The following is a 14,559-nucleotide window of genomic DNA, read 5'->3' as shown; positions in this document are numbered from 1 at the left end:
AAGCCATGCGTCTCACCGGCAGGACGGCACTCGTCACCGGCTCCACCAGCAACATCGGCCGCGCGATCGCGCTCGCGTTCGGGGCGGAGGGTGCGCACGTGCTCGTGTCCGGCCGCGACGAGGAACGTGGCGACGCCGTGGTCGCCGAGATCAGGGCGGCGGGCGGGAAGGCCGACTTCGTCGCGGCCGACCTCGGTTCCGCGCAGGGCGCACGTGCGCTCGCCACCGAGGCCACCAGCGTGCTCGGGCACGTCGACATCCTGGTCAACAACGCGGGCCTCATCGACCCGGCACGGACCGAGCAGGTGCGGGAGGAGGCGTTCGACGCGGTGTTCGCGGTCAACGTGAAGGCGCCGGTCTTCCTGGTCGCCGCGCTCGCGCCCGCCATGGCCGAGCGGGGTGGCGGGGTGATCGTCAACCTCGGCTCGTGGATCGCCCGGCTCGGTGTGCCGAGCGGGATCGCGTACTCGGCGAGCAAGGGCGCGGTCGAGACGATGACCAGGACGTGGGCGGCGGAGTACGGGCCGCGTGGCGTGCGGGTCAACGCGATCTCGCCGGGCGTCGTCCACGAGCTGGGGGAGGACCACCCGGCCGCCGGCATGATGGCCGGGACCCCGGCCGGTACGCCGGGTGATCCCGAGGCGATCGCCCGCGCGGCGGTGTACCTCGCGAGCGACGACGCCGCGTTCGTGCACGGCATCACGCTCGACGTCGACGGCGGCCGCCAGCACGTGGCGGTACTCGCCGGGCAGAACTAGCGGCTCGATCCGAGCCCGGCACCGCTATCCTCGTCACACCGCGGTGGACCTGGAACGTCCACTCTGGAATTCGCGGTGCTCCGACGAAGGTGGTGTGGCTGTGGCAGTGCGGCGCGCCCTGAGGTGGTTCCCGCTCCTCGCCATCACGCTGGTGCTGGCGGGGTGCGGCGGCCCCGCCACCTCGGATGAGGTGACGGAGTCGGAGGCGTACGAACGGGTGGACAGCTACGTCCGCCGCGCCGCCACGGCGCTGCCGGACGTCAAGCTGGAGGAGGCTGCGCCTGCCGCGTCCGGCCCGTGCCGGGGGGAGCCCCGCGGCCGCGTGGTCGTCCGCAACACGTACTGGATCCGTGGCCTCGTCGACGAGAACCGGCACTTCGACACGATGGTCGGCTGGTGGGAGGACAACGGCTTCGAGGTCGTGCGCGACCTGCGGCCCGCCCGGCACTACGTGTGGGTGGAGAACACGGCGGACGGGTTCCGGATGTCCTTGAAGGACAACGACGAGGGCGAGCTACTGCTCGGGGCCGAGTCCCCGTGCGTCGCCACCGGGTAGCAGGTCGGTGAGCGCCTCCACCCGCTCCGGCGCGTCCGGTTCGCGGGCGAGCGCGCCGTCGAGGATCTTGGTTGCCGCCCGGCCGCACCACGACGTAGGGGTTCGGCTTCGTCTGGCGGAGGTGCGCCGGAAGCCGAGCGTGTCGTAGAACGCCACCATGTCGTCCACCGCCGCGCACGGCAGCAGGGGGACGGTCACCTCACCGGTCATGTGTGTCCTCCAGCAGGTCGCCGAGATCGCGCAGCACCGCGAGTGCCGCGCGCAGTTCCGAGTGCGGCATGCGCTCGGCGATGGCGGACGCCCAGCCCGCCTGCTGTTCCTCCACGTACCGCAGCGCGGTGCGGCCGGTGTCGGTCAAGGTCATGAGCCGTGCCCTGCGGTCGGCGGGGTTGTCGGTGAACGCGACCATGCCGTCCCTGGCCAGCGCGTCGGCGGTCTGCCGCACGGACTGCCTGGTCAGACCCATCGTGCGCGCCACCTGCGCGACAGTGGCCGGGCCGTGGTCGACGACGCCGAGCACCTGCCACCGCGCGCTCGTCAGCCCGGCCGGCCGGGTCAGTGCGTCGCCCGCGGCCAGCAGCAACCCGTTCACGCGGAACACCTCGACCAGCAACTCGGAGAACGCCCACCCGCCGGGGCTGAGTTCGGACACGCGAGACAAACTGCCAGATCGACAGGTACCTGTCAAAATGCTGTCCGTCGCGGCCACCCGGGTACCACTGGACGGCACCGCCCGGTTGCGTGAGGCTGTGCGGGTGCTGACCGCCGATCTTCGTGCGGCCGCGGAACTGCTCAGGACCGCGACCGACGTGACCCTGCTCGGGCATGTCAACCCGGACGCGGACGCGCTCGGCAGCGCACTCGCGCTCGCCCTCGCGCTGCGGAAGCTGGGTGCGACCGTGCGGGTGTCGTTCGGGCCGCCCGCCGAGGTGCCCGAATCGCTGCGCGGCCTCGACACCGCAGGGCTCGTCGTCCCGGCGAGCGAGGTGCCCGCCGCGCCGGAGCTGCTGGTCGCCCTCGACACCGGCAGCGCGGCCCGGCTCGGCTGGCTGGCGGACCGGGTCGGCACGAGCGGACACGTGCTCGTCGTCGACCACCACGCGTCCAACACCGGGTTCGGCACGCACAACGTCGTCGACGAGACCGCGGAGGCGACGGCCGTGCTGGTCCTCGCGCTGGTCGACGAGCTGGGCGTCCCGCTCGACCAGGACATCGCCCGCTGCCTGTACGCGGGGCTGATGACCGACACCAGTTCCTTCCGCCGCGCCACCGCGGCCACCCACCGGACCGCGGCCCGCCTGGTCGAGGCCGGTGCGGAGCCGACGGTCATCGCGCGAGAGCTGATGGACGGGCACCCGTTCGCGTGGCTGCCGATGCTGGCGCGGGTCCTCGGCAGGGCCGAGCTGGAGCCGGCGGCGGCGGGCGGGCACGGGCTCGTGCACACCGCGGTGACCCTGGACGACATGGCGGGTGTGCGGCTCGAGGAGGTCGAGTCCGTCGTGGACATCCTGCGCACGACGAGTGAGGCCGAGGTCGCGCTCGTGATCAAGGAGATGGCGCCCGGTGAGTGGTCGGGCTCGCTGCGTGCGAAAAGCGCGGTGGACGTGCGGGTCGTGGCGGTCGGCATGGGCGGTGGCGGGCACCGGCTCGCGGCCGGCTTCACGACGACCGGGACCGCGGCCGACGTGGTCGCCCGGGTGCGGGAGATGTTGCGGGAGTGTCCGGTGCTCGCTCCGCACACTCCACTGACCCGGTACCGCTCGTAACCACTTGAGGACAATGGGCGGCGTTCGGGTGAACAAGTGGTATAAACCAATCGCCATTTCGGGCCAAGGGACCACAGCGGTCCGGAGCGGCGACCCAGCCAGGCGGACCGGACCGGCCAGGCGGAAACGGAGGACATCTTGAGGCGCGTCACAATGGCAGTCGCGGTGGCGACCGCGGCAGCGCTCGGACTCGCCGGCTGCGGCAGTGACTCGGGCAGCGGCAGCGGCGGCGATGGCGAGAACGTCAGCCTGGAGCTGCTGGTGCCCATCTACGGCGACAAGACCAAGCCGTACTGGGAGCAGTTGGTCAAGGACTTCGAGGCGGAGAACTCGAACATCGACGTCAAGCTCGAGACCCAGAGCTGGGACGACATCTACAACGTCATGACCACGAAGATGCAGAACAACAAGCCGCCGGACATCCTCGAGCTGGATGCCGCGGGTCCGGCCTACGCCACCGACGGCGCGCTGTACAAGGCCGAGGAGATCGTCTCGCCGGAGACGTACGAGGACATCGAGCCGGCGTTCATCGACAGCGCCAAGATCGACGGTCAGGCCTACGGCGTGCCGACCGTGGCCTCGACCCGCGCGCTGTTCTACAACAAGACGCTCTTCGAGCAGGCAGGCATCACCGCGCCGCCGAAGACGTGGGACGAGCTGCTCGACGCTTCGAAGAAGATCTCCGCGCTCGGCGGCGGTGTCTACGGCTACGGCATGCCGCTGGGCTCCGAGGAAGCGCAGGCCGAGACGTCCATCTGGGCGTACGGCAACGGCGCGTCCTGGGAGAAGGACGGCAAGATGACGATCGACACGCCGGAGGCCAAGGAAGCCCTCACCTTCATGAAGAAGATGATCGACGAGGGTGCCACCCAGCCGAACCCGGGCGCGACCGACCGCACCCCGCTGCTGGACGTGTTCATCCAGGGCAAGATCGGCATGATCGAAGGCCTGCCGCCGATCGTCGGCCAGATCAACGAGAAGGCCCCGGACCTCGACTGGGCCATCGCACCGAGCCCGACCAAGGACGGCGAGCCGGTGACCCTCGGTGTCGCCGACTACTTCGTCGGCTTCAACAAGGACGAGGACAAGCAGGAGTCGATCGCGAAGTTCCTCGACTTCTTCTACCAGCAGGACAACTACGTCAAGTTCAACGACAACGAGGGCTTCATCCCGGCGACCAAGTCGGGCGCCGAGGCGGCCGCCGCCAAGCCGGAGCTGAAGACGTTCCTCGAGTCGCTGCCGGACGCGAAGTTCTACCCGGCCACCAACCCGGCCTGGGGCCAGACCTCGGGTGCCTTCAAGTCCGACGTCGGCCAGATCGAGACCAAGTCGGTCGACGAGGTGCTCAAGTCGATCCAGGCCAAGGCTGACGTCGAAGGCTGAGACTGAGGCGTACAACAGTAAGACGGCCGGCGCGGGGCCCTGCCGAGACAGGGCCCCGCGCCGGTACCCAGAAGGGCGCTCGGGTGGTAACAGCACGTAACAAAGCCTTGCGGCGGCAGGCGCGCCGGCAGTCGACGATGCAGGCGCTTCCCTGGCTCCTGCCTGCGCTGGTCCTGATCGTCGGGGTGGTGATCTTCCCCGCCGGCTACATGGTCTACACGTCGTTCCGCGACCTGTCCCGGTTCGGCAAGGACCGCGGCTGGGCCGGGTTCGAGAACTACGTCCGCGTGTTCGGGCTCGACCCGCTGCCGACGGTGCTCACGAACACCGTTGTCTGGACGGTCGGCACGGTCGTGGTGACCGTGCTGCTCTCGCTGGTTCTCGCCCAGTTCCTGAACAAGAAGTTCCCCGGCCGCAAGGTCCTGCGGATGGTCATCATCGTGCCGTGGGCCGCTTCGGTCGTGATGACCTCGACGGTGTTCGTCTACGGCCTCGACCCGTTCTACGGGATCATCAACAAGTTCCTCGTGGACGTCGGCATCATCGACGAGCCGTACGGGTTCCTGAAGAACGCGACGTCGGGGTTCCTGTCAGCCATGGCGGTCGCCGTGTTCGTGTCGGTGCCGTTCACGACGTTCGTCGTGCTGGCGGGTCTGCAGACGATCCCGCACGACGTGCTGGAGGCCGCGTCCATCGACGGCGCGGGCAAGGTGCAGACGTACTGGAGCGTGGTGTTCCCGATGCTGCGGCCCGCGCTCGCGGTCGCCGCGATCATCAACATCATCAACGTGTTCAACTCGCTGCCGATCCTCAAGACCATGACCGGCGCCATACCCGGCAACGACGCGGACACCACCACCACGTTCATGTTCAAACTCATCCAGAACGACCGGCAGATCGACACGGCGAGCGCCCTGTCGGTGGTCAACTTCGTGGTGATCATCGTGGTCATCGGTGTTTACCTGAAAGTGGTCAAGCCCATGCGGGAGGTGAACGCGTGAGGGAGCTTGCGACCGAACCATCGCCGTCGACCAGCGGAGTGCTCGATCCGCCGAAGACCGAGGCGGGCACGGGGAACGCGGCCACGCCGCGCAAGCGGGACCGCAAGCGCTGGGGACTCACGGTGGTCGGCAGCGTCGTCGCACTGGTGTTCCTCGCGCCGTACCTGATCATGCTCTCCGGTGCGTTCAAGTCGCGCCAGGAGATCCTGAAGGTGCCGCCGGAGTACCTGCCCGGGGACTGGAAGTTCGACAACTTCGTCAACATGTGGGGCACGCCGGAGACGCCGCTGCCCGACAACCTGCTGTCCACGGTCGTCATCTCGCTCGGCGGCACCCTGCTCGCGCTGCTGGCCGCGCTGCCCGCCGCCTACTACACCGCGCGGCACAGCTTCCGCCTGAAGCTGCCGTTCATGCTGCTCGTGCTGATCACGCAGATGCTGCAGCCGACGGTGCTGGCGTCGGGCCTGTTCCGCGAGTTCGTCTCGCTGGAGATCAACGACACCTGGCTCGCGATGATCCTCGTGAACGCGGCGTTCAACCTGTCGTTCGCGGTGTGGATCATGCACAGCTTCTTCGCGACCGTGCCGAAGGAGATCGAGGAGGCGGCCTGGCTGGACGGCTGCTCCCGCGGCCAGTCCATGCGGCGGATCATGCTGCCGCTGGTGTGGCCGGGCATCGTCACGGCGATCATCTTCACGTTCATCGCGTGCTGGAACGAGTTCGCGGCGAGCCTCATCCTGTTGCCCACGGACACGAACCAGCCACTCACCGTGGCGCTGACCAGGTTCATCGGTCAGTACGAGTCGGCGTGGCAGTACGTGTTCGCGATCTCGATCATCGGCATCTTGCCGGTCGTGGCCCTGTTCGCCATGATCGAGAAGCACCTGGTGTCCGGGCTCACCGCGGGCGGGGTGAAGTGAATTCGTGATTCTGAATCGTGGTGTTCACGTCTTTGTTGTTCTAGATTGTGCACGCGCGCCGGTTTCAGACCGGACCGCGACAACGGGGTGCGGTCTTTGACCGGCGGAAGGAAAGGATCACCATGGCGACAGTGACCTTCGACGGCGCGAGCCGTTACTACGCGGGCACGGAGCGGCCCGCGGTCGACCAGCTGAACCTCGAGGTGGAGGACGGTGAGTTCCTCGTCCTGGTCGGGCCGTCGGGCTGCGGCAAGTCCACCACCCTGCGCATGCTCGCGGGGCTCGAGGGCGTCGACGAGGGCGCGATCCGCATCGGCGAGCGCGAGGTCACGGACCTGCCGCCGAAGGACAGGGACATCGCGATGGTGTTCCAGAACTACGCGCTGTACCCGCACATGACGGTGGCCGACAACATCGGCTTCCACCTCAAGATCAAGAAGGTGCCGAAGGCGGAGCGCGCCGAGCGCGTGCTCGAGGCCGCGAAGCTGCTGGACCTCGAGCAGTACCTGGACCGCAAGCCGGCCAAGCTGTCCGGTGGTCAGCGCCAGCGCGTCGCCATGGGCCGCGCGATCGTCCGCAGCCCGCAGGTGTTCTGCATGGACGAGCCGCTGTCGAACCTCGACGCCAAGCTCCGTGTGCAGACCCGAACGCAGATCGCCTCGCTGCAGCGGCGGCTCGGTGTCACCACGATCTACGTGACGCACGACCAGACCGAGGCCATGACCATGGGCGACCGGGTCGCGGTGCTCAAGGACGGTCTCCTCCAGCAGTGCGACACCCCGATCGGCCTGTTCGGCAAGCCGAAGAACCTGTTCGTCGCGGGCTTCATCGGTTCGCCCGCCATGAACCTGATCCCCGCCACCATCAACGGTGAGGGCGCGGTCATCGGTGGCCAGTCCATCGACCTGACCCCGGCCCAGCGGTCGGCGCTCACCGGTTCCAACGTGGTCGTCGGCATCCGCCCCGAGGGCTGGATCCTCAAGCCGGCAGGCGAGGGCATCTCCGCCACCGTCGAGGTCGTCGAGGAGCTGGGCTCGGACCAGTTCCTGTACTGCTCGACCTCCGCCCCGCAGCTCGCCACCGACGACGACGCGGGCGAGGAGGCCGCCGCGCCGCCGCCGATCACCGTCCGTGCGCCGGGCATGTCGGCGTTCCAGCGCGGTGAGAAGGTCGGCCTGGTGCCGCAGCCGGGTGCGGTGCACCTGTTCGACGCCGACTCCGGCGAGCGCCTGCCCGACTGATCCCTGTTCGCGAGGAGCCCGGGGCCTGCTGGTCCCGGGCTTTTTGCTGCCAGCCCAGCTTGCGCGATTGTGCGCGAATGTATGATGAAACGAGCAAGTTCACGCAACAGGGGAGTGGCACATGACGTACCTGCGGGACGAGATCGCCAGCCAGCCGTCCGTGTGGGAGCGAGCACTGGAAGTGCCCACCGGATCCCTGCCCGCCTCGGGCGAACGGGTGGCGGTCATCGGCTGTGGGACGTCGTACTACATGGCGCAGGCGTACGCGGCCCTGCGCGAGGCGGCGGGTCACGGCGAAACGGACGCGTTCGCGGCATCGGAGTTCCCGGCCGGCCGTCGCTATGACCGAGTGGTGGCCCTGACGAGGTCGGGAACGACAACGGAAGTCCTGGCGGCACTGGCCCGCACGTCGACGCCGACGGTGGCAGTGACAGCCGACCCGGCGACCCCGATCTCCGACGTCGCGGACCAGGTGCTGGCACTGGAGTTCGCCGACGAGAAGTCGGTGGTGCAAACCCGCTTCGCGACAGCGGCACTGGTACTGCTGCGAGCCTCCCTGGGAGAGCCACTGCCAGGCCTGACCACGGCGGCGACCGCCGAACTGGCGACATCGCTCCCGCGCGAACTGGTGGCCGCGACCCAGTGGACGTTCCTGGGCACCGGCTGGACGATCGGCCTGGCCAACGAAGCGGCACTGAAACTCCGCGAGGCGACGCAGTCGTGGACAGAGTCCTACTACGCGATGGAGTACCGCCACGGCCCCATCTCCATCGCCGCCCCGGGTCGCGTGGTGTGGGTCTTCGGCGAGGCGCCCACCGGTCTGGTGGACGAGGTGAAGCGCACCGGCGCACACATCGAGCTGTCGACGGGCGACCCGCTGGTATCGCTGGTCCGCGCGCACCGGGTGGCGGAAGCCGTCGCGGAGGCGCGGGGCCTGGACCCGGACCGGCCGCGCAACCTCGACCGCTCGGTCATCCTGACGTAGCCCTGTGGATGGATGCCCGGGTTCTGTCGGTGCTCGCGGCTAAGCTGGATTCCGGGGCCGGAGGGCCGCCCCCTGTGGACAACTCGGGCTGATTGTCGGTGGCCCCGACTACGCTGGATGTCGGGGGGCCGACGGCCGCCGTTGATCTTGAAGTGGCTCTCCTCGGTTGCCTTGCCTTGCCTTTGCCTTGCCTTGTCGAGGTGCTGTCTCGTCGCCGTCTCGCTTGTCACGGTCCCGCGTTGCCGCCGTGCCGCGCTGTTTGCGGTGCCGTCGTGCCGTGTCGCGTTGAGTGGCGTTGCCTTGCCGTGGTTCCGTGTTGTCGCCGTGTCGCGCTGGCTTGTCGTGCCGTTCCCTCGTGCCGTGTCGCCCTGTCGCGTTGAGTTGAGTCGCGCTGGCTCGCCGTCTTGCCGTCGTGCTGCGCTGGCTTGTCGCGTGGCGTCGGCCGTGTCTCCTCGCCGCGTTCAGCAGTTGGGCAGCCTGCTGCTCCCGTCAGCCCGGTGCGCGCCCTCTTTCTCTGGCTAGTCCGATTGGACGTAGCTTTCCCACGACTCTCTGTGTGATAGTGCTTGCAATCGAGCAGTTTCACGCACGAGAGATCGGAGATCTTGCAATGGGTGAGCAGTCGGGTGTCTCGCGCAGGTCGATGTTGCGTGGTGCTGCCATCGCGGGTGTCGGGCTCGCGGCCACGGCGGGGGTGGCTGAGGCGGACACCGCGGCGGCTCCCGCGGCTCGGGGCAAGTCGATGATCGGTGTGCCGTTCGAGGGGGTCGCCAATCCGCGGTTCGGGATCATCGGGCTCGGCAACCGTGGTGGTGGGATGCTCCCGCTGCTCCTCGCGGTGCCCGGTGCGAAGGTGACCGCACTGTGTGACATCCGGCCTGAGTTCGCCCAGGCGGCCGCGAAGGTCGTCACCGACGCGGGACAGCCTGCGCCTGCCGTGTACACGAACGGCGATGAGGACTTCCGCAACCTGGTCGAGCGTGACGACGTGGACTTCGTGTACGTCGCGACGCCCTGGGAGTGGCACACGCCGATGGCGCTCGCCGCCATGCGGGCCGGCAAGCACGTCGGGGTCGAGTGCCCGATCGGGTTGACGCTCAAGGACTTGTGGGACCTCGTCGACACGTCCGAGCGCACGCGGCGGCACTGCATCCAGCTCGAGAACTGCTGCTACGGCCAGAACGAGATGCGTGCGCTGCGGATGGCGCACGAGGGCCTCTTCGGCGAGCTGCTGCACGGCTCCGGTGCCTACCTCCACGACCTGCGCGAGCTGCTGTTCTCGAAGACGTACTACGAGGACCAGTGGCGGCGGAAGTTCCACACCACCACCAACGGCGACCTGTACCCGACGCACGGCCTCGGCCCCGTCGCCGCCTACATGGACCTGAACCGCGGTGACCGCTTCGTGCGCATGACGTCGATGAGCACACCCGCGCTGGGCCTGGCCGAGTACCGCGCGGCGAACATGCCGCCGGGCGACCCGACCTGGCAGGAGGACTACGCCAACGGCGACGTCACGATGAGCCTGATCCAGACCGCGCGCGGACGAGTGATCCACATCGTGCACGGGGTGTCGAACCCGCACCCGTACTCGCGGCTCAACCACCTCGCGGGCACCAAGGGCGTGTTCGAGGACTACCCGCCGCGGATCTACCTGGAGCCCGCCCAGTCGAACGACGAGTGGGGCTCGTTCGACGCCTACGCCGACCACGACCACTGGCTGTGGACCGACGTCGGTCCCGGGCCCGGCGGGCACGGCGGCATGGACTACATCATGCTGTGGCGCCTCGTGCAGACGCTCCAGCTGGGGCTGCCGCCGGACATCGACGTGTACGACTCGGCGGCGTGGAACGCGCCGTACCCGCTGTCGGTGCTGTCGGTGAAGGGGAAGAGCAAGTCCGTCGAGTTCCCGGACTTCACCCGCGGCCGGTGGAAGACCCCGCACCCGGGTACGGACTCGGAGAAGCCCGCCTAGCCCCCAAGCTGGCGCAACGCCTGCCGCGCGATCGGCGCGGCCTCGGCGTGACCACTGTCGGCGGCACGCCGGTAGAGGTCGGCAGCGCGCTCGGGGTCGTCGTCGCACAACACGTCGGCGAGCCCGAGCATCGCGCACGGCGCGGTCGCGGGGGCGCCGGAGTCGATGGCGCGTTCGTAGGCCGCGATCGCGGCGGCCCTGTCGTGCAGGTCGTACCACTGGACCTCGGCGAGGCGCACGAGCGCGTCCGGGCGCAGCGCGTGGCCGGTCCCGATCACCACCTCGTACGCGGCCACCGCCTCGTCGAAGTGGCTCGTGTCCGTGAGCACCTCGCCGAGCAGGTACGCCGCACGCGGGGTCTGGTCCGGGTCGCCGGTGGACATCACCGCGCGGTACGCGGCCGCGGCCTTCGCGGGTTCGCCCGCGCGCCGCAGGGCGGTGCCGAGCCTGACTCCGGCCTCCGCGGTCACCTTCGGGTGACCGGAACCGGCCGCCCGGCGGTAGGCGGCGATCGCACCGTCGTGGTCGCCGCGCTCGGCCAGCTTGTCACCGCGGGCGAGGAACGCCACGGGGTCTCTCCGTACGAGGAAACGCACACCTCATCGTCGCGCCCGGCGTCCGGGACCGGTCCCTAGTCCGCCTTCCTGCGGGAGCGGAACGCGGCCACGTGCACGCGGTTCGCGCAGCGCGGCGAGCAGAAGCGCTTGGCGCGGTTGGTCGACGTGTCGAGGTAGTAGTTGTCGCAGTCCGCCGCGCCGCAGTGCCCCCACCGGCTCAGCCCGTGGTGGACGACGCCGTGCGCGATGCCCCACGCCGCCGCTGCCGCCACCTCTGTCGCCGGGGACGCGTCCGGGTCGGCCATGTGGATGTGCCAGTTCGGCTCGGCCGAGTGCCCCGCTGACAGTCGGGGACCAGGCGGATTGGCGGCCAGCAGTTTGTTGATCTCGGCCAGCACGCCGTCGTTGTCCCCGGCCACGGCACACGCCAGCGTCCTGCGCAGCCCTTCCGCGACCGGGCGCAGTGCGACGAGGTCGTCCTCGCCCGCGCGAGACGACCACCACGGCTCGTCGTGCAGGGCCGCACGCAGGTCCGCCACGTCGTCGAGTGTGGCGTTCGTCAACCTCAGTGCCACATCCAGGTAATCGGCGTTGTCCATCTGCGGTCCTTACAGCTACCGTCAGGGGCGAAATTACAAAGCACACCTTACTGGAGTTGTGGTGGACGACCGGGCGAGCCTGCGGCAGGTGCTCGGTCTCGCCGTACCCGCACTCGGGGTGCTCGCGGCCGAACCGCTGTACCTGCTGGTCGACACCGCTGTCGTGGGTCACCTCGGAGCCGTGCCGCTGGGGGCGCTGTCCGTCGGCGCGATCGTGCTCGCGCAGGTCTCGACACAGCTGACCTTCCTGTCGTACGGCACCACGGCCCGGACCGCCCGCCTGCACGGCGCCGGTCGCCGGGCCGAGGCGGTGGCCGAGGGAGTGCAGGCGACGTGGCTGGCCATCGCGCTCGGCCTCGTGCTCATCCTCGCCGGCCAGCTGCTCGCCGCGCCGATCGCGAACCTCCTTGCCGGACAAGGGGAAGTGGCGGACGCGGCGGTCGGCTGGCTGCGCATCGCCTTGTTCGGCACGCCGTTCATCCTCATCACGATGGCGGGCAACGGGTGGATGCGCGGAGTGCAGGACGCGCGCCGCCCGCTGCGGTACGTGCTCGCGGGCAACGGGATCTCCGCCGTGCTGTGCCCGCTTTTCGTCTACGGGTTCGGCTGGGGACTCGAGGGTTCCGCGATCGCCAACGTCACCGCCCAGGTCATCAGCGCCGCGCTGTTCCTGAGGGCGTTGCGGGTCGAACGTGTGCCGCTGCGACCGGAACCGGCGAAGATGCGCGCGCAGCTCGCGCTCGGCCGTGACCTCGTGCTGCGCAGCCTCGCGTTCCAGGCGTGCTTCGTCTCCGCGACCACCGTCGCGGCCCACCACTCGACGGCCGCGGTCGGCGCGCACCAGATCGTGTTGCAACTGTGGACGTTCCTCGCGCTGGTGCTCGACTCGCTCGCGATCGCGGCGCAGTCGCTCGTCGGCGCGGCGCTCGGCGCGGACGACGACCGGCGGGCACGAGGGCTCGCCTGGCAGGTCACCGGGTACGGGTTCGTGTTCGGTTGTGTGCTCGGCGTGGTGTTCGCAGCACTCGCAGGTGTGCTGCCGCACGTGTTCACCTCCGATGCCTCCGTGCTCGGCGAGATCCCGCAGGCGTGGTGGTTCTTCGTTGCACTGCAACCAATCGCGGGCATCGTGTTCGCCTTGGACGGTGTGCTGCTCGGCGCGGGCGACGCCGCGTTCCTGCGCACCGCGACGATTTTCGCCGCTGCCACGGGATTCCTGCCGTTCGTATGGCTGTCGTTCGCGTTCGACTGGGGACTCGCCGGGATCTGGACCGGACTGTCGCTGTTCATGCTGGTACGGCTGGGCACCGTCGTCCTGCGGACCCGGTCCGGCCGGTGGGCCGTGCCGGGTGCCGTCCGCGTGTGACGGTGTGGTCAAGCGCACGCTTAGCTTCGCTAACGATTTCGTGATCAACGGCGCTGTACATCGTGGACACACCCGCCCACGACCCGCGAACGGAGAGTCTTGGCCCCGCAGCACTTCCGACGGGCAATGTTCATCTGGGTGACCGCGGTGCTGGTCTACCTCGCCGCGGTGTTCCACCGCACCTCGCTCGGCGTCGCGAGCCTGGAGGCGAGCCAGCGGTTCGGCCTCGGCCCAGCGGCGCTGGGCACGTTCACCGTGTTGCAGATCGGCGTGTACGCGCTGATGCAGGTGCCGACCGGCATGCTGGTCGACCGCTACGGCGCGCGCCGCGTGCTCACGATCGCCGCGGTCCTCATGGGACTGGGTCAGCTGCTGTTCGCGTTCGCCACCTCCTATCCGCTGGGCCTGCTCGCCCGTGCCGTGCTCGGCGTCGGCGACGCCATGACCTTCGTGAGCGTGCTGCGCCTGGTCGCCGCACACTTCCCGGCACGCCGGTACGCCGCGATCGCGTCGTTCACCGCCGCCCTCGGGGCGCTGGGCAACCTCCTCTCGACCGTGCCGCTGTCGCTGCTCCTCTCGAGCGCGGGCTGGACCGCCACGTTCGCCGTGGCAGGCGCCGCGACCGCCCTCTACTCGGTCGTGCTGGTGCTACGGGTGCGCGACAACCCGATCGGTGCCGTCCCCGAGCCGGTCGACCGCACCGAGTCGCTGCGCACGGTGCTCGCCCAGGTGAGCCAGGCGTGGCGGACCCCGGGCACCCGGCTCGGTTTCTGGGTGCACTTCTCGACGATGTTCGCGCCCGCGATGCTCGGCCTCCTCTGGGGATATCCGTATCTGGTGCAGGCCCAGGGACTGGGCACGGCAGCAGCGGGCCTGCTGCTGTCGTTGCTGGTCATGGGCGCGATCGTGGGCGGTCCCATCGTCGGCGGCGTGATTAGCGCCCACCCGGAATGGCGCATCCCGATGGTGGTCGGCTACCTGGTCGCCGCGCTTGGTGTGTGGGCCGTGCTGCTGGGCTGGCCCGGCGGGCACGTGCCGCTGTGGTTGCTGGTGGCAGGCTTCGGTGTCCTTTCTTTCGGTGGCCCGGCGTCGACCATCGGCTTCGCGCTGGCCCGCGACTACAACCCGCTGCGCCGCGTGGGCACGGCGACGGGTGTGGTCAACGTGGGCGGGTTCGTGGCGATCACGGTGTCGGCTCTGGCGGTCGGCCTCCTGCTGGACGTGGCCGAGTCACTGGCGCCGGCGACGGCGTTCCGGCTCGCGTTCCTGTCGGTGGTGGCGGTGCTGGTGCTGGGCCTGTGGCGCACGTCTGTCTGGTGGCGCCGCGCCCGCGCGGCGGTCTTCGACGCCGAGTCCCGCGGCGAAGAGGTCCCCGTGCAGATCCGGCGCCGTTCGTGGGACCTGGCCCCGGCCTAGCTGTGGCGTCCGGTCCTCGACGGCGCGTCTGGTTCC

Annotated in this window: 15 protein-coding genes; 11 read left to right on the top strand and 4 right to left on the bottom strand. The window is 69.6% G+C overall.

The features are described from left to right. Window positions 1-5 precede the first annotated feature (5 nt). Together FHR82_RS32870 and FHR82_RS32865 are read left to right on the top strand one after the other, a co-directional pair. Complete coding sequence (locus FHR82_RS32870) at window positions 6-758, top strand: SDR family NAD(P)-dependent oxidoreductase (RefSeq protein WP_184814483.1); 753 nt, start codon at window positions 6-8, stop codon at window positions 756-758. A gap of 100 nt (window positions 759-858) precedes the next feature. Next, window positions 859-1,314 carry a putative periplasmic lipoprotein gene (locus FHR82_RS32865; protein ID WP_184814482.1) on the top strand — a complete coding sequence of 152 codons (456 nt, stop codon included), beginning with the start codon at window positions 859-861 and terminating at the stop codon, window positions 1,312-1,314. Here FHR82_RS32865 and FHR82_RS45345 read toward each other — a convergent pair. Both FHR82_RS45345 and FHR82_RS32855 read right to left on the bottom strand, forming a co-directional pair. Further along, complete coding sequence (locus FHR82_RS45345; RefSeq protein ID WP_221464548.1) at window positions 1,273-1,524, bottom strand: DUF8817 family protein; 252 nt, start codon at window positions 1,522-1,524, stop codon at window positions 1,273-1,275. The two genes, FHR82_RS32865 and FHR82_RS45345, sit on opposite strands and share 42 nt — an antisense overlap. Beyond that, window positions 1,514-1,966: a MarR family winged helix-turn-helix transcriptional regulator gene (locus FHR82_RS32855; protein WP_184814481.1), complete on the bottom strand. Its 453-nt coding sequence runs from the start codon at window positions 1,964-1,966 to the stop codon at window positions 1,514-1,516. The genes FHR82_RS45345 and FHR82_RS32855 overlap by 11 nt, the downstream gene beginning before the upstream one ends. A 37-nt stretch (window positions 1,967-2,003) precedes the next feature. Here FHR82_RS32855 and FHR82_RS32850 point away from each other — a divergent pair, with 37 nt between their 5' ends. The 7 genes from FHR82_RS32850 (at window position 2,004) to FHR82_RS32820 (ending at window position 10,585) form a co-directional block, all read left to right on the top strand. Continuing rightward, entirely contained in the window at window positions 2,004-3,080 is a 1,077-nt protein-coding gene (locus tag FHR82_RS32850; protein ID WP_184814480.1) for a DHH family phosphoesterase, read from the top strand. A 153-nt stretch (window positions 3,081-3,233) separates the two neighbouring features. After that, window positions 3,234-4,463, top strand: coding sequence for an extracellular solute-binding protein (locus FHR82_RS32845; protein WP_184814479.1), 1,230 nt, complete (start codon window positions 3,234-3,236; stop codon window positions 4,461-4,463). Window positions 4,464-4,600: 137 nt separating this feature from the next. Next, window positions 4,601-5,464: a carbohydrate ABC transporter permease gene (locus FHR82_RS32840; protein WP_184814478.1), complete on the top strand. Its 864-nt coding sequence runs from the start codon at window positions 4,601-4,603 to the stop codon at window positions 5,462-5,464. Next, window positions 5,461-6,384, top strand: coding sequence for a carbohydrate ABC transporter permease (locus FHR82_RS32835; RefSeq protein WP_311771378.1), 924 nt, complete (start codon window positions 5,461-5,463; stop codon window positions 6,382-6,384). Before FHR82_RS32840 ends, FHR82_RS32835 begins: the two co-directional genes overlap by 4 nt. Window positions 6,385-6,506: 122 nt before the next feature. Then, complete coding sequence (locus FHR82_RS32830) at window positions 6,507-7,625, top strand: ABC transporter ATP-binding protein (RefSeq protein WP_184814477.1); 1,119 nt, start codon at window positions 6,507-6,509, stop codon at window positions 7,623-7,625. Window positions 7,626-7,746: 121 nt separating this feature from the next. After that, window positions 7,747-8,610 (top strand): SIS domain-containing protein, encoded by an 864-nt coding sequence (locus tag FHR82_RS32825; protein ID WP_184814476.1) that lies wholly within the window; start codon window positions 7,747-7,749, stop codon window positions 8,608-8,610. A gap of 610 nt (window positions 8,611-9,220) precedes the next feature. Then, a complete protein-coding gene (locus FHR82_RS32820; RefSeq protein WP_184814475.1) occupies window positions 9,221-10,585 on the top strand; it encodes a Gfo/Idh/MocA family protein in 1,365 nt (454 codons plus the stop codon). Here FHR82_RS32820 and FHR82_RS32815 read toward each other — a convergent pair. Further along, complete coding sequence (locus FHR82_RS32815; protein ID WP_311771377.1) at window positions 10,582-11,181, bottom strand: tetratricopeptide repeat protein; 600 nt, start codon at window positions 11,179-11,181, stop codon at window positions 10,582-10,584. The genes FHR82_RS32820 and FHR82_RS32815 overlap by 4 nt on opposite strands. A gap of 35 nt (window positions 11,182-11,216) precedes the next feature. Continuing rightward, a complete protein-coding gene (locus tag FHR82_RS32810) occupies window positions 11,217-11,741 on the bottom strand; it encodes a CGNR zinc finger domain-containing protein (RefSeq protein WP_184814473.1) in 525 nt (174 codons plus the stop codon). A gap of 61 nt (window positions 11,742-11,802) precedes the next feature. Here FHR82_RS32810 and FHR82_RS32805 point away from each other — a divergent pair, with 61 nt between their 5' ends. Both FHR82_RS32805 and FHR82_RS32800 read left to right on the top strand, forming a co-directional pair. Further along, window positions 11,803-13,107, top strand: a complete 1,305-nt coding sequence (locus FHR82_RS32805) for an MATE family efflux transporter (protein WP_376706460.1) — start codon at window positions 11,803-11,805, stop codon at window positions 13,105-13,107. A gap of 126 nt (window positions 13,108-13,233) precedes the next feature. Then, complete coding sequence (locus FHR82_RS32800) at window positions 13,234-14,523, top strand: MFS transporter (RefSeq protein WP_184814471.1); 1,290 nt, start codon at window positions 13,234-13,236, stop codon at window positions 14,521-14,523. The last annotated feature ends 36 nt before the right edge of the window (window positions 14,524-14,559 follow it).

It is taken from the genome of Actinophytocola algeriensis, assembly GCF_014203735.1.
GTDB lineage: Bacteria > Actinomycetota > Actinomycetes > Mycobacteriales > Pseudonocardiaceae > Actinophytocola > Actinophytocola algeriensis.
The sequence above is the reverse complement of the archived record's forward strand: the minus strand, read 5'-3'. Positions and strand labels throughout refer to the sequence as shown.

What these genes read in the sequence shown, in the direction of transcription:
- FHR82_RS32825 (WP_184814476.1), top strand. Translation starts at nt 7,747, where the DNA reads ATGACGTACCTGCGGGACGAGATCGCCAGCCAGCCGTCCGTGTGGGAG.
- FHR82_RS32870 (WP_184814483.1), top strand. Translation starts at nt 6, where the DNA reads ATGCGTCTCACCGGCAGGACGGCACTCGTCACCGGCTCCACCAGCAAC.
- FHR82_RS32820 (WP_184814475.1), top strand. Translation starts at nt 9,221, where the DNA reads ATGGGTGAGCAGTCGGGTGTCTCGCGCAGGTCGATGTTGCGTGGTGCT.
- FHR82_RS32840 (WP_184814478.1), top strand. Translation starts at nt 4,601, where the DNA reads ATGCAGGCGCTTCCCTGGCTCCTGCCTGCGCTGGTCCTGATCGTCGGG.
- FHR82_RS45345 (WP_221464548.1), bottom strand. Translation starts at nt 1,524, where the DNA reads ATGACCGGTGAGGTGACCGTCCCCCTGCTGCCGTGCGCGGCGGTGGAC.
- FHR82_RS32830 (WP_184814477.1), top strand. Translation starts at nt 6,507, where the DNA reads ATGGCGACAGTGACCTTCGACGGCGCGAGCCGTTACTACGCGGGCACG.
- FHR82_RS32850 (WP_184814480.1), top strand. Translation starts at nt 2,004, where the DNA reads ATGCTGTCCGTCGCGGCCACCCGGGTACCACTGGACGGCACCGCCCGG.
- FHR82_RS32845 (WP_184814479.1), top strand. Translation starts at nt 3,234, where the DNA reads ATGGCAGTCGCGGTGGCGACCGCGGCAGCGCTCGGACTCGCCGGCTGC.
- FHR82_RS32810 (WP_184814473.1), bottom strand. Translation starts at nt 11,741, where the DNA reads ATGGACAACGCCGATTACCTGGATGTGGCACTGAGGTTGACGAACGCC.
- FHR82_RS32800 (WP_184814471.1), top strand. Translation starts at nt 13,234, where the DNA reads ATGTTCATCTGGGTGACCGCGGTGCTGGTCTACCTCGCCGCGGTGTTC.